Source organism: Thermostichus sp. MS-CIW-30, from assembly GCF_054058015.1.
On the sequence record NZ_JBSRZW010000010.1, the window covers coordinates 80969 to 102869 of the forward strand.

Annotated in this window: 18 protein-coding genes; 7 read left to right on the forward strand and 11 right to left on the reverse strand. The window is 58.0% G+C overall.

Annotation, left to right across the window (positions count from 1 at the left end; translation table 11 throughout):
* The first annotated feature begins 39 nt into the window (after nt 1-39).
* The gene (locus tag ACVWXW_RS06455; RefSeq protein WP_457403244.1) at nt 40-1257 is read left to right on the forward strand and encodes an RNA-guided endonuclease InsQ/TnpB family protein; all 1218 of its coding nucleotides are present in this window, start codon (nt 40-42) and stop codon (nt 1255-1257) included.
* A gap of 35 nt (nt 1258-1292) precedes the next feature.
* On the opposite strand, the gene ACVWXW_RS06460 is transcribed toward ACVWXW_RS06455, so the two are convergent.
* The 3 genes from ACVWXW_RS06460 to ACVWXW_RS06470 all read right to left on the reverse strand — a co-directional run bounded on the left by ACVWXW_RS06460 (nt 1293) and on the right by ACVWXW_RS06470 (nt 4684).
* Nucleotides 1293-1820 carry a hypothetical protein gene (locus tag ACVWXW_RS06460; protein WP_457403245.1) on the reverse strand — a complete coding sequence of 176 codons (528 nt, stop codon included), beginning with the start codon at nt 1818-1820 and terminating at the stop codon, nt 1293-1295.
* Between the two features lie 345 nt (nt 1821-2165).
* Nucleotides 2166-4118 (reverse strand): bifunctional metallophosphatase/5'-nucleotidase, encoded by a 1953-nt coding sequence (locus ACVWXW_RS06465; RefSeq protein WP_457403261.1) that lies wholly within the window; start codon nt 4116-4118, stop codon nt 2166-2168.
* A gap of 212 nt (nt 4119-4330) precedes the next feature.
* Nucleotides 4331-4684 carry an MGMT family protein gene (locus ACVWXW_RS06470; RefSeq protein ID WP_457403246.1) on the reverse strand — a complete coding sequence of 118 codons (354 nt, stop codon included), beginning with the start codon at nt 4682-4684 and terminating at the stop codon, nt 4331-4333.
* A 61-nt stretch (nt 4685-4745) separates the two neighbouring features.
* Here ACVWXW_RS06470 and ACVWXW_RS06475 point away from each other — a divergent pair, with 61 nt between their 5' ends.
* The 3 genes from ACVWXW_RS06475 to ndk all read left to right on the forward strand — a co-directional run bounded on the left by ACVWXW_RS06475 (nt 4746) and on the right by ndk (nt 6516).
* The gene (locus ACVWXW_RS06475) at nt 4746-5258 is read left to right on the forward strand and encodes a hypothetical protein (RefSeq protein ID WP_414329998.1); all 513 of its coding nucleotides are present in this window, start codon (nt 4746-4748) and stop codon (nt 5256-5258) included.
* A gap of 49 nt (nt 5259-5307) precedes the next feature.
* Nucleotides 5308-5979 (forward strand): HupE/UreJ family protein, encoded by a 672-nt coding sequence (locus ACVWXW_RS06480; RefSeq protein ID WP_457403247.1) that lies wholly within the window; start codon nt 5308-5310, stop codon nt 5977-5979.
* 87 nt (nt 5980-6066) lie between these two features.
* Nucleotides 6067-6516, forward strand: a complete 450-nt coding sequence (gene ndk, locus ACVWXW_RS06485) for a nucleoside-diphosphate kinase (protein ID WP_011431937.1) — start codon at nt 6067-6069, stop codon at nt 6514-6516.
* A 63-nt stretch (nt 6517-6579) separates the two neighbouring features.
* On the opposite strand, the gene ACVWXW_RS06490 is transcribed toward ndk, so the two are convergent.
* The 7 genes from ACVWXW_RS06490 to ACVWXW_RS06520 all read right to left on the reverse strand — a co-directional run bounded on the left by ACVWXW_RS06490 (nt 6580) and on the right by ACVWXW_RS06520 (nt 14310).
* Nucleotides 6580-7140 (reverse strand): hypothetical protein, encoded by a 561-nt coding sequence (locus tag ACVWXW_RS06490; RefSeq protein WP_457403248.1) that lies wholly within the window; start codon nt 7138-7140, stop codon nt 6580-6582.
* A complete protein-coding gene (locus ACVWXW_RS06495; protein WP_457403249.1) occupies nt 7125-7589 on the reverse strand; it encodes a macro domain-containing protein in 465 nt (154 codons plus the stop codon). The genes ACVWXW_RS06490 and ACVWXW_RS06495 overlap by 16 nt, the downstream gene beginning before the upstream one ends.
* Nucleotides 7590-7737: 148 nt before the next feature.
* Nucleotides 7738-9111 carry an ABC transporter ATP-binding protein gene (locus tag ACVWXW_RS06500; protein ID WP_457403251.1) on the reverse strand — a complete coding sequence of 458 codons (1374 nt, stop codon included), beginning with the start codon at nt 9109-9111 and terminating at the stop codon, nt 7738-7740.
* A 28-nt stretch (nt 9112-9139) separates the two neighbouring features.
* Nucleotides 9140-10867, reverse strand: a complete 1728-nt coding sequence (locus ACVWXW_RS06505) for an ABC transporter permease (protein ID WP_457403253.1) — start codon at nt 10865-10867, stop codon at nt 9140-9142.
* A gap of 87 nt (nt 10868-10954) precedes the next feature.
* Nucleotides 10955-11245, reverse strand: a complete 291-nt coding sequence (locus ACVWXW_RS06510; protein WP_414384063.1) for a DUF7219 family protein — start codon at nt 11243-11245, stop codon at nt 10955-10957.
* An 82-nt stretch (nt 11246-11327) separates the two neighbouring features.
* Nucleotides 11328-12287 (reverse strand): hypothetical protein, encoded by a 960-nt coding sequence (locus ACVWXW_RS06515; RefSeq protein WP_457403254.1) that lies wholly within the window; start codon nt 12285-12287, stop codon nt 11328-11330.
* Between the two features lie 574 nt (nt 12288-12861).
* On the reverse strand, nt 12862-14310 hold the full coding sequence (locus ACVWXW_RS06520; protein ID WP_457403255.1) for a carotenoid oxygenase family protein: 1449 nt from the start codon (nt 14308-14310) through the stop codon (nt 12862-12864).
* Nucleotides 14311-14476: 166 nt separating this feature from the next.
* Between ACVWXW_RS06520 and ffh the strand changes: the two genes are divergently transcribed.
* From ffh to ACVWXW_RS06535, 3 genes are read left to right on the forward strand one after another with little or no spacing between them, the layout of a single operon-like run.
* Nucleotides 14477-15940 (forward strand): signal recognition particle protein, encoded by a 1464-nt coding sequence (ffh, locus tag ACVWXW_RS06525; RefSeq protein ID WP_414398875.1) that lies wholly within the window; start codon nt 14477-14479, stop codon nt 15938-15940.
* A 9-nt stretch (nt 15941-15949) separates the two neighbouring features.
* The gene (locus ACVWXW_RS06530; protein ID WP_414342486.1) at nt 15950-16408 is read left to right on the forward strand and encodes a tRNA (cytidine(34)-2'-O)-methyltransferase; all 459 of its coding nucleotides are present in this window, start codon (nt 15950-15952) and stop codon (nt 16406-16408) included.
* A 48-nt stretch (nt 16409-16456) separates the two neighbouring features.
* Nucleotides 16457-17518 carry a histidinol-phosphate transaminase gene (locus ACVWXW_RS06535; protein ID WP_457403256.1) on the forward strand — a complete coding sequence of 354 codons (1062 nt, stop codon included), beginning with the start codon at nt 16457-16459 and terminating at the stop codon, nt 17516-17518.
* A 27-nt stretch (nt 17519-17545) separates the two neighbouring features.
* Here ACVWXW_RS06535 and ACVWXW_RS06540 read toward each other — a convergent pair whose 3' ends face one another.
* The gene (locus ACVWXW_RS06540; RefSeq protein WP_457403257.1) at nt 17546-21646 is read right to left on the reverse strand and encodes a hypothetical protein; all 4101 of its coding nucleotides are present in this window, start codon (nt 21644-21646) and stop codon (nt 17546-17548) included.
* Nucleotides 21647-21901: the final 255 nt, after the last annotated feature.

Here is a 21901-nt window from a genome sequence, read left to right on the forward strand (position 1 = left end):
GTGCTATAATCAGTGTAGCGGTTTCTAGGCACGCTTAAGATGAGGACTGCTTATCAGTACCGTCTGCGGCCTACGCCCAGCCAAGCTGCCCTGATGGATCAGTGGCTGGAGCTGTTGCGCAAGCAGTACAACTATCGGCTGGCAGAGCGGTTTAACTGGTGGGAGCAAAACCGCTGTGATATCAACGCTTGCCCTTTAATCTGTCATTTGCCTGAGCTGAGAGACAGGCCGGATGTCTACTCCCAAAAACGAGACTTGGTGAACACCAAGGCAAGGTTCCCCGAATACCAAGCAGTCCACTCGCAAGTCCTCCAAGATTGCGTAGAGCGAGTGCACAAAGCATTCGACCGCTGGCTGAAAGGCGACCGCAACGGCAAGAGGATAGGGAGGCCGAGATTCAAGGGGGTGGGCCGGTATCGTTCCTTCACCTTCCCCCAGATGAAGCAGGACTGCCTTCAGGGGAAGTTCATTCATCTGCCCAAGATTGGCACAGTTAAGCTGATTCAGCACCGTCCTTTGCCTGACGGTTTTGTCATCAAGACTGCTACCATCACCCGCAAAGCGGACGGGTGGTATGTGACATTAAGCCTGCAAGATACGTCTGTCCCCGAGTTCACTCCTGACCTGCCAACACTGGAGAACACCATGGGGATCGACATGGGGCTGGACTCCTTTTTGACGACCGATACGGGGGAGTCCGTCCCAGTGCCCCAGTATTACCGCCGCGCCCAAAAGCGGCTGGAGAGGCTGCAGCGGTCTTTATCCCGCAAGCAGAAAGGGTCAAACCGCCGTAAGAAAGCCCTGAAGCGGGTGGCCAAGGCTCATCTCAGGGTGGCCAACCAGCGTAAAGACTTCCACTACAAAACAGCCAAGAAGCTGGTAAGCAAGGGAAAGCATATTGCGTATGAGGCGCTCAACATCAAAGGTATTGCCAGAACCAAACTAGCGAAATCTACTTATGATGCCGGGTGGGGGCAATTCCTGCGGATTCTCGCAGTCAAGGCTGAAAGAGCTGGGCTGAGGGTGATCGCAGTAGATCCAAGCGGCACAAGCCAAAACTGCTCTCGGTGCGGCCAAAAGGTACCGAAGACCATCCGAGACAGATGGCACTCTTGCCCGCATTGTGGGCTAGAGCTGAGCCGAGACCACAACGCGGCGATAAACATCAAATACAGAGCGGTGGGGCATCCCGTCCTTAAAGCTCAGGAAATGTCCTTCACAGGAGTCACTGAGAAGCCCGCCTGTGCGTCAGCATGAGTGCGGGAGTATGTCACTCCCTGCTGTCCGTCCCCTCAGGTTTCAGGCGGGTACTTGGGCGGATCCCCGAAGATGATGCGATAGCCGATGTACGCCACCCCCAACAGCCCTGCCAGGATCCACAAGAAAGCCGAAAAGGGTAGGCGGGAAAAGAAGACAAGATAAACCCGGCGACTGAGCCAAGAAAAAATAAGATAGACTGCCGCCAAAATGCCGATCCCTTGCAAGGTGCGAAAAGCCGGCACCCGCGAGAGAGGCATGCGCTGGCGTGCCACCCAGATGGAGCTAAGAAAAGTCCAGGGAGGCACCAGCAGCAAGAACATATCCGCCTGCTTCACCACCGCCTGCCAGCCGGCGGTGTTGGTGGCATAGGCCAAGTAGCCCGCCCAGAGGACAAGAGTTACCGCTCCCAAGCCGATACTTAAGCTGAGCAAAAAAGGCTCCTCCCATTGGCCTGGGATCCAGTCGCAGAGAACCCAAACCACCCAAGGGGTGGCAAAGAGCAAAAGCGCAATGGCTAAGCCATTGGCGTTGAGCTGGGTAAAAAACTTCTCCAGAGTCATGAACAACAAAAGGAGCGGACGTCACCCTTGATGGTAATGATTCCTCCTTGAGGAAGCAACTCAATCCGTATACAAATCCACCTATTGTGGGCAATGCCCGCAAGGTTTACAGCCCGCCTGGGCACCCCGGTAAACGTTGCCAAGTAACACCAGCAGGGATAGGAGTAGGAAAAAGAAAAGGGATCCTTGACACTGGCCAGGGATCCCTTCCTAAAAAGCTCAAGACATTTCTCCAGCACGCTGCTGAGGCAACTCATCCAAGCCAATCTCCCCTTTGGCAAGAAGGAAGCCCGGCACCGGATTACCACTCCTCTGGACCAATCTGCCCCAGTCTGTTAACCCAATCTACAGACCTTGCAGCACCGTATCTGGGCGGGCCGACAGGTTCTGGATGCGGGTATCCTGGGCCGGCGGGGTGTCCGGTTCGGTGAACACGCCGATCTGCCGCAAATACCGAGCCAAGGCATCTTGCTCGCTGCCGGGGGTGTCGAAGGTAATGCCAGAGCTGGGGGCCAAGTTGACCCGGTTGGGGTTAGACAGGCGAGGGAAGGGATAGTCATCCCCACCATTGGCCAAGAAGTCCAGGGTCACCAGGCGGAAGGTGCGTCTGGGATCCCCTTGCACTTGGCCGTTGCGCACCACCACATCCCGACCTGTGGGCGTATCCACCCGCAAGGAGAGGACGCGGGATCCCGGTGGCCGCGAGGGATCAAAGCTAAAGGCAAAGCCGCCAATTTGGGGGAAGCGGCCCGGCGTAGCTCCCGGCTGGGTTTGCGCCACCCCGTGTTCCACTATCTGCTTCAGTTCCTCAGCGGTGACGGTCAACAGAGAGAGGCCGTTGTTAAAAGCAAGGGCCGTTTCGATGTCCAGCTGAGAGATTTGACCGGACTGCTTGCCGGCTTCAGGGTTAGCCACCGGTGGGATGCGCCGCACCGGCTCACCGCCGCCGCCGCCGGTGGTAGCCCCAATGGGAGCGCGAATGCCACCGCCATTTTTCAGGGAGATAACCGTAGAAGGATCGACCGTTCTGGCGTAGGCCAAGTTGGCATCGGCAGTGAGGTTGCCCAGGTTGGTTTCCTCGGTGCGCACCTCTGCCCGCAGGCCGTTGAGAAATTGGGTGGTGGAGCCGAAGGTGCGGCCATCTTTGGTGCGGATGATGTTGCCAATTTCGTTGGCTATCCGCACTACGTCAGGATTGGGGGTGCCCCTGACAGCTGCTACCCCTTGGTCGTCGGTGGCATAGGCACCGCTCACCGGGTCAATGCGGGCAATAACCCCGTTGGCGTCAAAGCTGACCACCAGGCGGCCCACGTAGCGATAGTTGGAGCCGGTGTTGACCACCGCCACCGGTTGACCACTGGCGGAGGAGCGCAAGATGGGGTAGTCACCCCTGCGGGTATCGGGCAAATCAGTGCGCAGGCGATCGGTGGGCTTGGCGATCACCCGGTGGGATCCGCCGGCAATGATGATGTCCACATTTCGCAATTGGCTGGCCAGGGCTACCTCGTTTTGCAACTGTTGCAGATGGGCTAGGAGGATAATTTTGTTGATGCCCTGAGCGGTGAGTTGATCGACAAAGCCCTGGATCAGGGCAGCACTTACCTGGTCGGTGTCGTCCACCCTGCCTTCTACCCTCACCTCTGGGCCGGGGCTGGAAATGGCAGCCAAGCGAGTGGTGGTGGCTCCCACCAAGCCAATTCGCTGCCCTCCTACGGTAATCACTGCTGTCTTGGCAATTCTGCCTCGAATGGAGCTGGCCTCTTGGCCATCGGCGGCAAAGTCAGCGCTGGCCAATTCGCCGGTACCGCTGAAGCTGAGGTTGGCGCTCAAGTAGGGAAAACGAGCCCCAGCGTAGCCGCGGCCAGTGTCGGGCCGGATGAGGTCGCGAATTTGGCGCGTGCCCTGGTCGAACTCGTGGTTGCCGAAGGCAGCCGCCTCAAAGCCAATGGCGTTGATGATCTCGATATCGGCTTTGCCAGGGGTGAGGTTGTAACGGCCTTGCAGAGACCGATCCGTGCTGGCGTTGTAGAAGGGGCTGGGGATATAGTTGTCCCCACTGGAGAGCACCACCGTATTTGGGAATTGGGGGCGCAGAGCGTTCACCACCGCCGAGAAGCGCGGCGCATCTTGTACGGCAGCTATCGAGGCTTCCAAGTCGCTGGCGTGTAGGATTTGTAGGGTAAAAGCGGGCGGCTGAGTCGAGAGAGCCACATTGGGATCCGAGGCGATAAACCCAGCCCCTCCGCCGGTTGGGGGAACCGAGCTGCTGCTACCGCAGGCGCTGGCCAGGCTCAGCACCAAACACCACAACCCGACCCACAGGGACCTGGCCAGAGGGTTCAGCCAATCCGGGAGCCATCTCTTGGCAGGGGCAGACCCTCGAGCACGGCAAGCTGGTTTCATGACAATTCCTTCACTCCATCCGCAAGAGAGGACGCATCCGCGTTCACGTTACCAGGGGTGGGATGGGGGTTTCGTTATGGCCTGTCTAAGGTTAGGTCAAGTTTAGGTTAAGCTTCCCATGGATCCCAGCCAAATTGTTGCAAGTCCACCTGGCCCTCGGCGTCGAAGTGGATCCCTTCGGCTTGGAGTAGGACTTTTTGCAAGTCGTCGTAGCCAAGGCGAAAGGGGGAGTAGGAAATGCAGCCCTGGGCGTTGATCACCCGTTGCCAAGGGATGTCGGTGTTTTGGCCTTGCAGGCGAAACAAAGCATAGCCCACCTGGCGAGCATAGCCGGGGTAACCGGCAACCCGCGCCACCTGCCCATAGGTGGCCACTCGGCCCGGCGGGATCCGCCGCACCACTTCGTAAAAGCGCTGGTAGAGGCTAGTAGATGGAGCGCTAGTGGAGCCAGACTGGGTCACAGGGATCCTCGCTCAAACTTGGCAGACAATAAGATGTGGAACGGATTGGATCCCCGCATCCATGAGCTATTTAATCGCGGTACTGCCGGATCGCATAGCCGCTGAGGCGGCCTACAGCGCCCTGGAACAAGCCGGCTTTTCCCTGGAGCGATTGCACCTACTGGGGCGGGGCTACAAAACCGCCGACGAGTTTGGGCTGATCGATCCGGCCCGAGCCGCCCGCCGTCAGATGCAGCGTTTGGCCATTTGGTTGGTGCCCTTTGGCTTTTTGGCCGGGGTGGGGTTCAGCGTTTTGAGTGGTTTGGATACCTTTGCCTGGGCGGGACCTATAGGCAACCACCTGATCGGCGGCCTATTGGGCGCGATGGGCGGGGCCATGGGCAGCTTTTTCGTCGGCGGCGGAGTGGGCTTGTCTGGTGGCTCCGGCGATGCTTTGGCTTACCGCAACCGCCTCGCTGCGGGCAAGTACGTGCTCATTGTGGAAGAAGAGAACGAAACCCGCCTCCGCGAAGCCACGCGGATTTTGCGCCAGTTTGAGCCGGAAAATCTGCAAGGGTACAGAGAGCGCCCCTAGACTGGGAGATCTGGGCAGCTATTGAGAGAACTCAGGGAGGTCCAAAAGCATGTCTTGGCTGTGGCAGCAAGTCCCATCGCCGCTTGGGCGGTGGCGGAAGGAAGGGATCCCCAGCTTTGCCGCTGTTGGGGGCGCCCTGGCAGTTACGGGGTTTTTTTCGCCGGCTTTTGCCCACCACGCCCTAGGAGGGAAACTGCCTGCAACGGCCTGGGAGGGATTTCTCTCCGGGCTGGCTCACCCTGTCATTGGCTTGGATCACCTGGCCTTCGTCGTGGCCATCGGTCTTGTGGCGGCGGGGCAGCCCTGGCCCTACGGGATCCCGCTGGGCTTTGTGCTAGCGGGTCTGGTGGGCACTGGGATCCACCTGGCCGGCTGGGATCCCCTGGGACTGACGGAGCTGGCCATTGCCTCTTCCGTGGTTCTCTTCGGCTTGCTGCTGGTGCAACCGCGGCAGATCCCAAGTTGGCTCTTGCTAATAGGGGGATCCCTGGCGGGGCTATTCCATGGCTATGCCTACGCCGAAACCATTATCGGCGCCCAACCCATGCCTTGGGTGGGATATCTACTGGGGTTGAGCACCGTCCAGTATGGGGTAGCTCTCCTGGCCCTTTGGGCAGCAGAACGCTGGGGGTTGCGGATCCCTGGCTTAACTCGCTGGGCCGGCTGGGCGATTACAGTGGTGGGGGCTGCCTTCCTGACCTTGGCAGTGGTGGGCGCGTAAAAAGCGCTAATTTTGCTCCCTTGCGCTCGGGATCCCCGATCCGGTACAAGGATAGCGGTGAAGATCTGTAAAACGAGGGGAGATCCCATGGAGCGCACCTTTATTGCCATCAAGCCAGACGGCGTGCAGCGGGGGCTGGTGGGCACCATCATCCAGCGCCTGGAGAGCCGGGGCTACCAATTGGTGGGCCTGAAGCTGGTGCAAGTGAGCCAAGAGCTGGCGGAAGCCCATTACGCCGAACACAAGGAGCGCCCCTTCTTCCACAGTTTGGTGAAGTTCATTACCTCGGGGCCGGTGGTGGCTATGGTCTGGCAGGGCAAAGGGGTGATTGCTGCCGCCCGTAAGCTCATCGGCAAGACCAACCCCCTGGAGGCAGAACCGGGCACCATTCGCGGCGATTTTGGCATCGACATTGGCCGCAACCTCATTCACGGCTCCGATGGAGTTGAAACCGCGCAGCGGGAGATCGCCCTTTGGTTCGATGAGTCGGAATTGGTGAGCTGGACACCGGTTGCCCAAAGCTGGATTTATGAGTAGGTACTTGCTGCAGGCAAGGGGTAGTCGTGTTCGCAGGTTCCAGACCGGAAGTAGTGCAGAGCGCTAGGGCCGTGTTTCGAACTGGCTTCGGCTGGCCGCAAGCGGCTCTGTTGGAAGTGCCTTGAACCACCCCTTCTCTGCCAAAACTCGAGCGGCAAGCAGGATCTGTTTGCTACTGAATTGTTGTTTTCTATCTCCCCAGGCGTAGAAGCTTTCCACCAACTCTGCCGTCGTAGAAGGGTGCCCACGAGTCACGATCCAGTGGACAGTAGCCAGCAATTCTAGACCATAGGGCGACTCAAAGCCCTCCACGAGGTCGCTGACACGCTCAAAGCGTTCTCTCGTCTCTGGCTGATCGGCGAGATAGCTGTGGGCCTCCTCGATGGCGCCAGGCACCAGCTCCAGCTTCTTGTCTGGTCGGTCACTCCCCGATCCGTACCCAGAGATGTAGTAACCCTCGATTTCCTTAAGAACATGCCGCAAGTTCTCGGCGTAGGGTCCATGAACGCCCTTTGTAAACCTTAAGCGAAGGGGCTCCCCAGCTTCCTGCAGGAAGTACATCAGCTTGTGCAGCTCAAGCAAAGAGACAAACGGAACAAGTAGACCGTTTACATAGCGCTCCATAAGGCCCACCAGCACCGCTCTTCCCGGGTCAAGGAAGGGATCTGGCCGCGGCGCATGCTCTTCGGTAAAGGCTGAGGCCCGGTGGGCTCAAAGACAAGGATGTGGACGTCGGGAAGTTCTGCTAGCGCCTGCTCGATGCGGGAGCGCACATCGGGCCAATGAAGACCCCCGAGGCCGCAGCCTAGGGGTGGCAAAGCGACTGAGCGCAGACCAAGATGCCTGATCTCCTCGGCAAGGGACTTCAGCCCAGCTTCTATATCCTCGATCCGCGACTTCCCCCGCCAGTGGCGTTTTGTGGGGAAATTGATGATGTAGCGCGGATTGGTCAGGTTTCCGGTCTCGAAAACGAACATTTTGCCCGGTTGGACTTCCCCCCGCCGGCAGGCTGCGGCATAGGCCTTGAAGTTCCCAGGCCATGATTTCAAGTGCTGTCGCAGAACCAGTAACAAGAATCCCCTGCCTAAAAGCGGGGGGGTATGTCAAAATCCCTTGCAAGTTGTCTACATGGGTAATGTGGTAGATTTTGGGACTTTCTGGAATTGGCGCCATACCTCCGCTCTACGATGCAGCTTTGAAAAAGGCAGAGCCAGATGCGCTTCACTCGGAACGAGAGTCAAGACCGACAGGCTTTTGAGCAGTGGAGCTCTCGCTTGGCTCGGGCAGATAGAGACGTTCTTCCGAGGCGTCATACTCAAATAGCTCCGCATAGCGCCCCCAGTCAATGGCGGTGGCAAACTGCCGTTCGGCTTCAGCGTGGGGGAAGTGTTCGTCCCAAAGATTCAAGAAGAAGTCCGCTCGCATGGAGCGGCTGCCTTTTTCTTCCAGGGTCTGCAAGATGCTGCGGAACACGGGCACCCGTGCCAATAGCTGTTGTCGGAAGAGATCCTTGCTGCGCAGGATGGTGGTGTTGGCAAAGTCCTGGCCAATTTCGGTCAGTTGCACCACTCTGCCGGTCACCTCGGCAAACCCCAACAGTACCGCCGCATCCAAAATAGGCAGCAGGTCGTCCACGGCCAGTTGCAGCCGTTCAGCCAGGTTAGAAATCTCTGCCCGCCCTTGTGGCCACTCCACGAGCAGTTCCAAAAGGCCGCTGATCCCGCCTACCCGCGCATGGGGCAGAGGCAAGGCATAGGGGGAAGCCGCCTTATCACCGACCGGAGCAGGCAGGGCCACCTCTCCCGTAATAGCGATTTCGGGGTTGGTCATGATCTCGTAGATGTAGTCCACCAAGGACTTGAAGCGGGGATCCGTGCGCTTGTGGGGCCGCGGCAGGTCAATTCTCACCTCCCCCCGGATCCGCCCCGGGTTGGATCCCAGAATCACCACCCGATCCGCTAAAAACACCGCCTCTTCGATGTTGTGGGTAACGATGAGGATGCTTTGGGAAGAGAAGGCTTGCGCATTCCACAGCTCATCAATTTCCCCCCGCAGGTTTTCCGCCGTCAGCACGTCCAAAGCGCTAAAAGGCTCATCCATAAACAGCACCTTGGGCTCTAGGACAAAGGCGCGGGCAAAGCCCACCCGCTGCTTCATCCCCCCCGAAAGCTCCTTGGGGTAAGCGTTCTCAAACCCATCCAAGCCCACCAAGTCAATGGCCTTCAGGGCCGTTTGCCGGCGGATCTCGCGGGGGATCCCTCGGGCTTGCAGCCCCAGCTCCACATTTTCTTGCACGGTCAGCCAGGGTAGGAGAGCAAAGCTCTGAAACACCATCGCCACATCGGGGTTAGGCCCACGTAGAGGCTGGCCGTTACTCAGCACCCGCCCTTGACTGGGGGGGATCAGGCCCGCCATGATGCGCAAAAGGGTGCTTTTGCCACTGCCGCTACGGCCCAGCAGAGCCAAGACCTCCCCTGCCCGCACTTGCAAATCAATTTGGCTTAAAACGGTAAACTCCCCCTTGCCCTCTGGCAAAGGAAAGCGCTTGTAGACTTTCTCAGCCTCAATTAAAACGGGGGAAGCTGCAGAGCTCATAGAGAGATTACCTCAGAAACTGAAAAGACTAAAGGTGATACTTTTCTTCCGCCAACTGATACAGCCGTCGCCAGAAGAGGCGGTTAAGGCCCACCACAAACAAGCTCATCATGCCAATGCCCAAGGTAATGCGGGGCCAGTCTCCCACCGCCGTTGCCTCAGCAATGTAGGTGCCCAATCCTGTAGCCTTGAGGGTGGTGGATCCCCAGGCCACAATCTCCGAGACAATGCTGGCGTTCCAAGCGCCGCCGCTGGCCGTGATTCCCCCGGTGACCCAGGCGGAAAAGATCCCTGGAATGATCAGCTTTCGCCAGCGCTGCCATCCTCGTAAGCCCACATCCACAGCCATTTCTCGCAAGTCTGTGGGGATGCTCTGGGCGCCGGCAATGGAGTTGAAAAGGATGTACCACTGTGCCCCCAACGACATGAGCAAAATGCTGCCCCACTCAATGCTGATCTGGGCGCGGATAAAAAACAACGTGGCAAAGGGAAAAAGGAAATTGGCCGGGAAAGCTGCCAGAAATTGCACCACCGGCTGCAGCAGTTTCGCCAGTTTTGGATTAAAGCCAATGGCCACCCCAATGGGAGTCCAGATCACCGTGGCGAACACCAGCAACACGCTAACCCGCAGCAAGGTGAGGATCCCTAGCCCGAAGGTCAGCACCACCTCCCCAAAGCCCACAGTGGTGGCCACAAAATAAACAATCCAAATCCCAATGCCGCCAATAGCTGCCCAGGAAAGCTGGGTTAGCAGCCGCTCGCGGCGTCGCTCGGCCTCAGGACTAAGGGGATCCACCCAACGGGGGCGAGTTAAGTGGGACAACAGCCGATCCACCAACTCTGCCAAGGGGGACAGCCAACTGCCGATCAGCCGCGGGATCCGCGCCATGGTCAGCAGATCGTACAGCCAGGATTCGGGGGCAGCAGCCCCGCTGCTCTGTTCCAGGCGAAACTTATCCGACCAAGCCACCAAAGGTCGCCAGAAGAGCTGATCCACCAGCAGGATCACCCCGGCCATGGTCAGGAGCGCCCAGCCCAGCTTGGGCAGATCCTCCGCCTGGACGGCCGCTTCCACATAGGATCCCAGCCCCGGCAGCGTGTATTCCTGGTTGAGCACGCTGATGGCTTCGCTGGCTGCCACAAAGAACCACCCTCCGCCAAAGCTCATCATGGCGTTCCAGATGAGGCCCACCATTGCCGCCGGCACTTCCAACTGGGTAAAGCGCTGCCACCCCGACAGGCGATACAAGGTAGCGGCTTCCACCAACTCTTGAGGCAGCGTGCGCAGGGATTGGTAGAAGGAAAAGGTCATGTTCCAGACCTGGCTGGTGAAGATGGCAAAGATAGAAGCCGCCTCCAACCCCAGCAAGCTGCCGGGAAAAAGGGCAATAAAGCCGGTGACGGTAATGGAGAGAAACCCCAACACCGGCACCGATTGCAAGATATCCAACAGGGGGATCAAAATGCGCTCGGCCCAGCGGCTTTTGGCAGCAATGTAGCCATAGACCAAGGTAAAAAGGGTGGAAAAGGGCAAGGCGAGGAACATGCGCAAGGTGGAGCGGGCGGCGTAGTAGGGCAGGTTGCGCGGATCCAAGTCGATCCGGGGCACCACCGCCGGAGGCTGAAACCGCTCAAAAGCCCCCACTCCCACCTGCGCCACCAAGGCCAGGAGAACCAACGTGCCCAGAATGATGGCCCCATCCGCAGCCCCCGCTGGCAGCCGACGCAGCGCCTCCGGCGAAGGAAAAGTCCTCATCTTCCCTGACCAAGCCCGGCATCCGCGCCCAGTGTACACCGTTTGCGGTTGATCCGGGAGGAGTTGCGAGCTCCCGGATCCAGGCGGCTACTCTTCTGGCAACTCAGGGGGAGATTCCTTCCACTGGGGATTGTCCAAGATGGCTTTTTTGGTCTGCTTGAGTTGTTTCCACAGCTCTTTGATTTGCCGGTAGGCTTCTTCCGGGGTAATTTTGCCCCCGGTTTCCAAGCTACAAATCAAGGACACTTTATTGCTAAATTCCTGCAGGTTGGCATCAAAAACTAGGTTCTGCGGCTTCACTTCGCCCCAGTAGGGATAGCGAGGCGAAATGAATTCATCTTTGTTGGGAGGTTTGTTGGGAGGAGTTGGTTCTGCCACGGCCTAACCAGGGTAAAAGAATGGTTCACAACAAGAAGGTCAACATGAAAAGCTCCATTAAAGCAGGATCTACTAGCCCAGTTTATGGGCGTTTTCTCTTAACCGGCTTGGGTACTTTTGCGGGATCCCGCGGCGGATACACTTGTGGATTGGAAATGGGCTGCTGCCCTCGCGGCGGGGGGAGAGGGCCCTTCTGGAGTCGGGGGGTTGAACGCTTCAGGCGTGGGCGCGGCGGCGTTTTGAGCACAGGGCCGATGGGAGTGCCCGCCTCCACATAGAGCAGGGATCCGCGGCGGCGCACCTGCAGATCCCAGAAATTGCCTACCCCTTTGCCCGGCAGGGATCCAATCAGGCGCAATTTGAAGGCTTGGGGCTTGGAGGCTGCAGTTCCATCCTTCTGGACTCGCTGAGAGGGAGAGTTGGCAGAAGCTTTTTTGCCCGATTGACGGATCTTGACAATGATGAACCCTTTCTCCTGCGATTGAAAAACGACCTCGCCCCGGATGGAAAACCAATCCGGCACCACTGTTGGACGGGATCCCTCGGGGAGAGTTCGCCCCATTTCTTCTGGGGCCCACACCCCCAGCAACTGCACGTGCAGATCTTCGGTTTTGTCGCGGGTGCGAGGATAAACCACCCACAGGTAGTTGCGTTCCGGCTTCAGGTGCTTCCGTACCAGGCTCATCACCCGGCCCAGCAATACGGCATTGAGATCCAGGCCATCCGAGGTGCGCAAAATCCCGCGGGTAAAGTGCTCTGGGGAGGGGATGTATTGCCCTTCGATGAGGCCGATGGCTCGGTATTGCATCTTCTCCCCAGGCGGGGGGATGGGTTCCAAACAGACTCGCTCTTTCTTTTCTTCCAAGCTAGCAGTGGTACTGACAACAGGCTGCAAGGACTCCGTCCCGCTGTCGCGAACAGCACCAGGAGCTGCCGCAGGATCCTGAGCTTTCGCTGATGACAGGGATCCCTTGGCCTCGCCGGTTGAGCTGGGTCTGGGGGGCCGTACAGGTCGAAAGGGAGGTCTCAGATCGGAGGACATTGTGACGGTTCCGTTGCTGTCAATTCAGAATGCTCGGCGGCAGACATTTACCGTTGCAAAAACAGGCCATAACTTTGCTCTTGACCCAAGACCTGCTCAACACACCATTCACTAGCCTAACAACGCCCAACAGCGTCTTTCCATCCTGCTTCCATTGACAAACTCCCAGCAGGTGCCCTCGTCGGGAACTGGGGAGCCAGCAGTTGTCAACACTGTAGCCGACGTGTAGCCAATACTAGCAACTGTTCCAAGGGAATGGTTCTCAGGCCGCAGAATGTTTATCCCCCAGACAGAACCATTTCATCTTTATGGTCATTTCGATTCGAACTAGGACATTATACTCACACCCAAAACATTGAAGGTGCAGAGCCAGAAGGCTTTTCTCAGTAGCCCAGGCGTCTCACCCTAAGCTGAAACGAATAGAGTACCTGTAGTTTTTTCCGGCAACGCTGACTGGAGGTGTTTTTGCACAGCCGGGATCCGACTGACCGATCCCCAGGGCTCCCGCAAAGGCTGGGGCGCATGATCTTTCCCGAGCCGATGGGATCCATTAGCCATTCCTGGGGTTCACCGTTTAGGCAGGCGTTACCCACACCTGGGGAGTAAAACTGCCGTGTAGGCCATAGGGAATGTGGTGCCGCAATGGGATCCGCGCAACCGGGCCGGCTGTCAGGTCGGCTGCTTCTAGGATCACCACTTGAGAGCGCTGGCTGGCCGCATCAAAAACCACCGTCACGATCCACCCTGCCTCTTCTCCCTGGTCTTCTGGATTGGGGATGAACACCGGTTCTCCCACAAAGCCGCGGGGGGCAAAGCTGTACTGCTGCGTGCGGCCTGTGGCGGTATCCAGCTTGAGGATGGCCTGTAGGGGAGCATTGGGGCCGGGGGCATGGGTGGCCCCGATGTAGATGTAGCGGTGGGATCCCCCCATTCGAGCCGGGTGGATGGCCGGAAACTCCACCGAGCGATCCAGCAGCAGTTCCCGCTTCACGCTGCCCCCCTTGGGATCCAGATAGAACCGCCACAGCTTGCCCGCTGGAATTTGGGCAAAGTCAATCTGCAGGTAATCGGCATCCGGCTCCAGGGCAGGGTAGCTCTCATAGAGGACGGCATCCACCACCACCTGATCCCCGACTTCATAGCCGTTGACAAAATGGAAAACAAACCCCGGCTCCGTTTCCAGTTGCAGCGGCTCGTCGCCCTGGGGAAAGAGCCAGATGCGGGTCGGCTCCCCCGGTTTCAAGGTCAGACAGGTGCCCGCCGGTTGCCAGCCCAACACAAACGGCAGGGGATTGAAAGCCAAGGGATTTTGGAAAAAGATGCGGTAGCGGGGTGTCCAGACAAAATCGTGCAGGAAGGCAAAACCGGGCAGGCGGTAATCCCGCTTTTCCACCAAGCGCCCGCGCGAGTCCAGACGATAAAACAGCAACGTGGAGTTCTGGGCAGCCCGCACCCCAAAGGCGATGAGATCTCCCGTGTGGGGATCCCGCCGGGGATGGGCGGTAAAAGGCTGGCTGGCCGAGATCCCTCCTGCAAACGTTTCGATCCCCTCGGTGGCCAAGGTGGCCGGGTTCAGCCGGTAAGGGGCACTGGCCTCCCACAGGGCCAGCAGCTTGTCTCCCTGGTAGATGACATTGGTGTTGGCGGGATTTTTGAACCGCAAATCGAGAACATTGGCCCACCAGCCGCCCGGCTTTTGGGTGCCAAACACCCCTCGGTAGAGCACCCGACCGGCTTTTTCCTCTGCTTCAAACTCGCGGGTGCGCACAAACCGGTTGCGAAAATGAACCTTCCCCTCCACAAAGGTGATGGCGCAGACCATGCCATCGCCATCGAACGGGTGCCCGTAGCGCTGGGATCCCACCTCCAGCTTGCCTGGGCCGTTGCGAAACAGGGTTCCCCGCAACCCCGCCGGGATCTGCCCCTCGATCCCTGTAATCCAATAGTCGTACTCCTGGGATAGGGAGCGATAGCCCAATTGCCAGTCGGTGATGCTGTAGGGAAGAGAAGCGACGCTGACCATGGAAGATCTGCATGCAACGCCCTCTATTGTTGCTTAAACTTTTGTGAAGTCGCCAGTTTTTCTGGGCCGGGATAGCCACCTTGGTTGGGATCCCCAAGATGGAGTCGCCCCGATTCGACTATGGTAGGAAATGCCCCCAAAGCGCCTGACAGGATCCACAGTACCCATGTTTGATGCCCTCTCCGAGAAGTTGGAATTGGCCTGGAGAAAGCTGCGCGGCCAGGACAAGATCACCGAAACCAACATTCAAGAAGCTCTGCGGGAGGTGCGGCGAGCCCTGCTGGATGCGGATGTCAATTTGCAGGTGGTGAAGCAGTTCATCGAGGATGTGCGGGAAGCTGCCCTGGGATCCGAGGTCATCCTGGGGGTGACGCCGGATCAGCAGTTCATCAAGATCGTCCACGACGAGCTGGTGAAGGTGATGGGGGAAGCCAACGTGCCCATTGCCCAAGCGGAGCAGCCTCCCACCATTGTCCTCATGGCCGGTTTGCAGGGATCCGGGAAAACCACCACCTGCGCCAAGTTGGCTTTGTACTTGCGCAAGCAGGGCAAGAAGTCTCTCATGGTGGCCGGAGACATCTACCGTCCGGCGGCCATCGACCAGCTCAAGACGCTGGGCCAGCAAATTCAGATCCCCGTTTTCGACCTGGGCAAAGCAGATCCCGTCGAGATTGCCCGGCAAGGGGTGGAGGCGGCCCGACAGCAGGGCTACGACTACGTGATTTTGGACACTGCCGGTCGTTTGCAGATTGACCTGGAGATGATGGCGGAGCTGGAGCGGATCAAGGCGGCGGTGCAGCCCCACGAGATCCTGCTGGTGGTGGATGCCATGATCGGCCAAGAGGCAGCCAGCCTTACCCGAGCCTTCCACGAGCGCCTGGGCATTACCGGCGCCATTCTCACTAAGCTGGATGGGGACACCCGCGGTGGGGCCGCCCTTTCCATTCGCCAAGTGTCCGGTCAGCCCATCAAGTTCATCGGTGTTGGCGAAAAGGTGGAAGCGCTGGATCCCTTTTACCCAGATCGCATGGCCTCCCGCATTCTGGGTATGGGGGATATCCTCAGCTTGGTGGAAAAAGCTCAAGAGGAAATCGACCTGGGAGATGCCGCCAGCATGGCGGAGAAGATGATGACTGCCCAGTTTGATTTCACCGATTTCCTCAAGCAGATGCGCCTAATTAAACGCATGGGATCCTTGGCAGGGCTGCTGAGACTGATGCCGGGGATGGGCAAAATCAGCGAGGAACAACTGCAAAAGGGACAAGACCAACTGGCCCGCGCCGAAGCCATGATCAACTCCATGACCCCCGAAGAGCGGCGCAACCCGGATCTGTTGGCCCGCAGCGTCAGCCGCAAACGACGGGTGGCCCGCGGATCTGGCCACAAGCTGGAGGATGTCAGCCGACTGGTCAGCGATTTTCAACGCATGCGCGACATGATGCGCAACATGGGCATGGGTGGCGGTTTTCCCGGTATGGGTTGGGGGGGTGGGCGTACCTCTCTTCCCGGAGGGGATCCCAGTTGGCGCGGACGTTCAACGGCCTCTCCCTCTCGGCAACAGCCCAGCCGCAAGCCGGGCAAAGGTGGGGGTAAAAAAGGGGGCGGCAACCGCGGATTTGGGGGCAAGTAGGATAGGACTATGCCCTTCCACGTTGTTTTGGTTGCCCCAGAGATCCCGGCCAACACGGGGAATATCGCCCGCACCTGTGCAGCCACCGATACGCCTCTCCATCTGGTGGATCCTCTGGGGTTTCGCCTTTCGGATCGCTACCTCAAGCGGGCGGGGCTGGACTATTGGCAGCACGTCCAACTGTATCGCTACCCCTCTTGGTCTGCTCTGGTGCAGGCCCACCCTGAGGCCCGGTTCTGGTGTTTTAGCGTGCGCGGCAAAGCCCTCTATACGGAAGTAACCTATCAGCCGGGAGACTGGTTGGTGTTCGGCAGCGAAAGCCGGGGGTTGGATCCCATGTTTTTGGAAACCTATCCCAGCGTGCGCATTCCGTTGCGGGGGCCGGTGCGCAGCCTGAACCTCAGCAATGCCGTAGCGATTGCCCTTTTTGAGGCGCTACGTCAGCAGGGATCCCTGACAAAAGAATAAGTGGTCGGGTTGGCCCTGATATAATAGCTACTTCTCCCCGTCAGGAAGATGTGTGCTCTGCAGTATCTGCGCCCCGATTTGCTTCACCTCAAGCCCTACGACGCTGTGCCAGCCCCGGCTGCCGACAAGCTGGATGCCAATGAGTTCCCCCTCGATTGGCCGGCGGGCTTTAAGCAGAAGCTCTCCCTCCTTTGGGAAAAGGGGATCCCCAGCAACCGCTATCCCGATGCCCACCACCGGGGCCTGAAGCAGGCCATCGCCGCCTATGCCGGAGCGGAGCCAGAGCAGATCAGCTTGGGCAATGGGTCGGATGAGCTGATTCGCTCGCTGCTGATTGCCACTTGTTTGGGCGGGCGGGGCGGTATTTTGGTGGCAGAGCCCACCTTCTCCATGTACGCCATCCTGGCCCAGAGCCTGGGGATCCCAGTGGTGCGGGTTCCCCGCGACCCGGAGACGTTTGCTCTGGATCTAGAGCGATGTCAACAGGCTTTGAGGGAGCATCCGATTCGGGTGGTGTGCCTGGTGGATCCCAACTCGCCGACGGGGAATGGCCTGACGGCTGCAGAGTGGGAGTGGGTGGAAGGGCTGCCCGAAGAGATTCTGGTGATTTTGGATGAGGCCTATTTTGAGTTCAGCCGGCACACAGCCCTGCCCAAATTGGCGGAGCATCCCAACTGGGTAATCTTGCGCACCTTCTCCAAAGCCTTTCGCCTGGCGGCCCACCGGGTGGGCTATGCTGTGGGTCATCCACAGCTTATGCAAGTGTTGGATGGGATCCGCCTGCCCTACAACCTCACGGCCCTTTCTCAGTGGGCGGTTCAGATGGCCTTGGAGCATGCCGAGGAGCTTTTGGCCGACGTGACGCTAATTTGTCAGGAGCGGGAAGCCCTTTATCAAGCTCTGCAGGAGCTGCCAGGGGTGCGGGTGTGGCCCAGCCAAGCCAACTTCCTCTACTTCCGGGTGGCCGGCTGGGATCCCCAAGAGCTGCAGTGGGCCTGGCAGGAGCTGGGGACTGGTGTGCGCTACACGGGTGGGGGGCTGCGTCTGACGGTGGGCACCCCTGAAGAGAACCGACGGGCCTTGGAGCGCCTGCGCCAAATCCTGCAATAGGCCTCCCGGCCTGCGTTCGGAGCCAGCCTAGGTGGATGGGTCGGCGCGCGAAAAGCGCTGGATCAAGCTGTGCACCTGCTGCAAGTGTCGTTCGTTCAGATGCTCCAGCGCCTGGGCGATTTCCGCTCTGAGTCGGCTCTGGGTGTCGGTTTGGGCCCGCTGCAGCAGCCAACTTTGGACAGGGCTGGGGTACTCCACAAAGTCAAACGCCCAGGGATCCCGTTCGTCCAGCTCAGGTTCTGCCTGGGGCAGTTGCTCCCCCCAGCGCTCTTGAGCCTGTCGAAACTCCTCTGCCAAACGGTCTGTTGGGCGTCCTTCTGCTTGGAGAAACTCCTGATACCTTTGGTGGGTCACCAGCCAGCGCTGCCGGATTTGAGAGCGTTGCTGACTGGTCAGCCTGCCGGTTCTGCTTTCGGTGAAGCGCTCGTAAAACCTGAGCGTGTCTCGGTAGTGGCCCAATCGCTCACAAGCCAAGCCTACCTCCAGGGGCTGTAGCCACCAGGCCCGCTCCATCTGTGTGCTGGTAACCACTTCCTGCAGAAAATCTCGCAGCCCAGGGGATTTGCGCCTTAAGTCTTCCCAGTTGGTCCGGATATCCCGGGCCATGGCAGCCGCCAGCTCGTAGTCATGTCCCCGCTGCCACGCCTGAGGATGGGCCTGCACCGTTTTCCAGAGCTTCTCCCACTCTCGGCACTGGATCAGAACTCGCAGCATCAGCGGCCAGTCTTTCAAGCGCTCCAGACTGGTGACGACGTCGCCGATGTACTCTGCCCACTCGCCTGTGAGGGGACGTCCTGCCTCTTGCCATCGGTCCAGCACCACCGAGTCTTGGCGGTCTTTGGATAGCCACCTCACCTTGCCGGGAAGGGGTTCCAGGTGGATCTTGGCCCGGTAGTAGGGGGAATGCTCCGTTTGGCCCCCCTGATCCCAAACCTCTACCGCCCGCTCAAATTCCTGCCGATAGAAGTGACAGATACCCCAAATCTTGTAGTACTGATTCGCGAACGGCTGCCGCTGGCCGAGAAAGGCCAGACGTCCCTTCAAAGCCTCAAGGGTCTCTTGCAAAAACCGGCTGCGGGCCTCTTCCTGGGGGCAGAAAGTTCCCAAGTTGTTGAGAACTTGCTCAAGCTCTGCCAAAAATTGCTGTACACACTCTTTCCAGGTGGAATCCGTTCGTGTAAGCGGGACGAAGTCCCTATCTTTGGGGCTGACTTCAACGCTCAGCCAATCTCGCACCCGCACCACCTGTCGGAAGCGCTCCATAGACTTGACAGAGGTTCTTTGGGTCGCCACCATCAAGTCCACCAAGGGGCTGTAGTCTGGGATCCCAGGACATCCAGCAAAGTAGGCGGCGTTACGCTGCAGCTCCAACCAGGCCTTCCCTCTCCAAAAGCACTCCCAGGCTTCTCGTTTAAGATTTTTGTTGGGCAAAGCAGACTGCTCCAGGCTCAGGAACTTTTGCCCTGCGGAAACGTAATCCCTCTGGAGCTTGAGGAGCCAGGCCTGACATTCCTGTTCTAAAGGTGGTTTTTTTGCCTTCCGCGCCAGAGTTTGAACATCCTCCAGAAGTTTGAGGTTGCCCTCCTCGATGCCGCGCCTGAGAAGCTCAAGAGCTGCCTCCTGCAGATCTTCCAAGCTTGTATTGGTCCAGTACTGGATATTGATGCCTTTGACAGGGTAACCCAATACCGGTGGGTCGGTCTCCCATTCCGACCGATCCGGTTGCAGAGAAGGATGATTGAGCCAAGAGTTGGATTCTAAGCTTGGATCCCAGAACTCCCGCCAACCGGCAGAGGTGTCCACAATGGCCAGAGCCTCGATGGGGCGGGTAATGCCGACATACAATTGGTTGAGAAAATAATGGAGTTGCAGGGATATCGCCTCCCCAGCTCCTCGGGCGTAATCATTAAGCTTTCGGTTAAAGTTTTGTCGATAGGCGTTTCCAAACTTGTAGAGGATAACTTTTTTGAACTCCATTCCCTTAACAGACGTAGCAGTTTGCAGGAGCGGTGGTTTAAGATTCTGCTTCAATTCCTCGGCAAAGATCTTCTGGAGTTCGGGATCCTGACGCACGTAGTTCAGCTCCTCTCCCACAGGACAGGGTAAGATACAGACTGTTCCTGTGAGATCACTAAGCATTTTTCTAAGCTCATCTTCGATTAAGTTTCTTTCCTGACCATCCAGCACAAACCTTTGAACCGGCATGCCCTGCTCATGGGGACGCCAGGGCTGTTGGGGATAGATTTCTCGACTCTTGCTGAGAACTCGCCGCCACAGGTTGACTACATTGCTAAAACGAGTAACTTGTGGATTGCTGCGATAGTTGTTTCTCAGCTCCTGCGGGCCTGCAATCTCAAAGGGATGGCTCGGCAACAAGTGGGCGCGGATATGCTCGTAGAGATATTTTTTCAGAGCAGCCCAACGAAATCCCGTCGGGTTAATGGTTTGCAAGGGATCCCCGGCAAAGGCATAGGGCAGGCGATCAATAGCCCAATCCAACTTGTATTTTCCCCAAGGAGATAAGCAAAAAATGATATTCAGCTCAAGTTGGGTAAAGTCCTGAACCTCATCGCAAAAAATGACTGGATGAATAGGATTAAGAGTGCCATTCTGCAGCACATCTCTGGCCAAATCTTGGTCATCCCAGTAGCCCTCATGGGTGGTTCGATCCCGGTAACCCGGCCAAATCTCTTCGTAAATCCGCTCGAAGGCTTCTTCATCCACACTGCGGTCGGCCTCAGGCAATTCTCGGTAGCTATCGGGATCCAAATAGTCACTGACCTCATAGCCTTTGATCAGCGTGCGAATGGTGTGCCAAGCCAGCTCTACATCGCGGCGACCACAATACCAGCTCTGAAATCGATAAAAATTGACATACCGATCCGGTTGGTAGCGTTCTTGCCGCTCAGGGGGAAGGCAGTTCAGCAGGTAGTCCTGAAAAGTGCTAAAAAAAGCTTGACACTGCTGAATTTCCTCTGTGGAGAAGCTGCACCCCTCCTCCCGATAGCGGTGGCTGATGCGCAAAATTGAACTTACCCTGTTGCGAGCTTGCTGCACCAAACTGGGGCTATAGGTCAAAAAGAGAGGGCGGTACTCAAGAGGTCTCTGTTTTGAAGTTTTGAGGTAGTGGCTGCAATAGTCGGCAAAGCGGTAGTACAACATCAGAGATTTGCCGCTCCCGGCCCTTCCGTTGATCAGTAGGGGCATGGATGTACTCTGCAGGATTTCTTCCTCCTCCATGGACAAAGCCAAATTTCCCTCTGTGATCTCCTGCATTTCCAACCAAATGGTCTCATCCGCCACCATGTAGTCGGGGTAGGCGCGACGGGCGTACCGCTTCCATACCTCCAAAGGTTGCGGGTGCTGGAGAATATCCGGCTGCTTGGCTTTCATCCCAAAGAGGCAGGTTTGGCATCCCAGCTCAAACCGTTCCTTTTGCTCTGGGGCGTGGTCGTAAACTCCAATGAGAAATGGAAACAATCTCCCTGGCTGCTCCCAGACTTGCACCAAGCTGACGGCCAGATACAGGGATCCCTCCTGCCAGCATTTGACCTCTGCCTCCAGATAAAACGGCGGGAGCTGCCAGTAGAGCCTGCCTTCAATTACCAAGCGGGATACTGCTTGGTAAGCCTGGCGCCGCTGCTCTGGAGAAAGGGCCCGTACTTGCCGAACCCATTCCCCACTTTCCAACACCAGCCGCTCCTGCGGATTGGGAGCATTCAAGAACTGTGTCCATTCATACAGCTCGTCGGGCAGAGGGGGGAGATGGTTTGGCGGATCCCCTGGTTCGTGCCGCTGCGCCAGCCACGCCTGCAAACGGTCATCGGGCACCCAGCTCCGCACCCGTTCTTGATAATCCGGATCTCGCCGTCGGTCTAAGAACTCCCGGTATTCGTGACTGCCTCTCGGCCAGAGGCCAAACAAAACCAGAACGGGTACTTCGCCTACATAGCGCAGCTCCCCCACCAAGCGAATGTTGTTGCGGAGATTACGCTTCCAGTAAGGGTAACGAACGTCAAACAACTGGCTCAAAAGGGTGCGACCCCCCTCTTCCAGCCGTTCTATCAATGCTTCTAGGTTGCACTGGGTTCTGCTTCCCAGAAACTCCTCCGGGCAATATACATACATGGGATCCCGCCGGGTATACTTGGAAGCTATCCTAGTGCCGGGCTACTGGCGAAAATTGCCGCTGTGCTAAAAGTCTTAATTTTTTTCATAATCCCCACGTAGCCCACAACTACCTATGTAGCCATTTGCAAACTCACAAAACATCTCGATTCAAGCTTTTGTAAACTACCCGACACCCGCGCTATGCGCAGGGTGCGAGCTTTATCCCAATCCCTAGCGGCCCCAGAGGACAGCTAAGTTTCGGAATTTCAGGCG

Excerpts from the sequence above, each read along its gene's own strand:
- ACVWXW_RS06460 (WP_457403245.1), bottom strand. The coding sequence starts at position 1,820 with ATGACTCTGGAGAAGTTTTTTACCCAGCTCAACGCCAATGGCTTAGCC.
- ACVWXW_RS06505 (WP_457403253.1), bottom strand. The coding sequence starts at position 10,867 with ATGAGGACTTTTCCTTCGCCGGAGGCGCTGCGTCGGCTGCCAGCGGGG.
- ACVWXW_RS06500 (WP_457403251.1), bottom strand. The coding sequence starts at position 9,111 with ATGAGCTCTGCAGCTTCCCCCGTTTTAATTGAGGCTGAGAAAGTCTAC.
- ACVWXW_RS06540 (WP_457403257.1), bottom strand. The coding sequence starts at position 21,646 with ATGTATGTATATTGCCCGGAGGAGTTTCTGGGAAGCAGAACCCAGTGC.
- ACVWXW_RS06535 (WP_457403256.1), top strand. The coding sequence starts at position 16,457 with ATGTGTGCTCTGCAGTATCTGCGCCCCGATTTGCTTCACCTCAAGCCC.
- ACVWXW_RS06515 (WP_457403254.1), bottom strand. The coding sequence starts at position 12,287 with ATGTCCTCCGATCTGAGACCTCCCTTTCGACCTGTACGGCCCCCCAGA.
- ACVWXW_RS06490 (WP_457403248.1), bottom strand. The coding sequence starts at position 7,140 with ATGGAGCGCTATGTAAACGGTCTACTTGTTCCGTTTGTCTCTTTGCTT.
- ACVWXW_RS06480 (WP_457403247.1), top strand. The coding sequence starts at position 5,308 with ATGTCTTGGCTGTGGCAGCAAGTCCCATCGCCGCTTGGGCGGTGGCGG.
- ACVWXW_RS06475 (WP_414329998.1), top strand. The coding sequence starts at position 4,746 with ATGAGCTATTTAATCGCGGTACTGCCGGATCGCATAGCCGCTGAGGCG.
- ndk (WP_011431937.1), top strand. The coding sequence starts at position 6,067 with ATGGAGCGCACCTTTATTGCCATCAAGCCAGACGGCGTGCAGCGGGGG.
- ffh (WP_414398875.1), top strand. The coding sequence starts at position 14,477 with ATGTTTGATGCCCTCTCCGAGAAGTTGGAATTGGCCTGGAGAAAGCTG.
- ACVWXW_RS06520 (WP_457403255.1), bottom strand. The coding sequence starts at position 14,310 with ATGGTCAGCGTCGCTTCTCTTCCCTACAGCATCACCGACTGGCAATTG.
- ACVWXW_RS06530 (WP_414342486.1), top strand. The coding sequence starts at position 15,950 with ATGCCCTTCCACGTTGTTTTGGTTGCCCCAGAGATCCCGGCCAACACG.
- ACVWXW_RS06455 (WP_457403244.1), top strand. The coding sequence starts at position 40 with ATGAGGACTGCTTATCAGTACCGTCTGCGGCCTACGCCCAGCCAAGCT.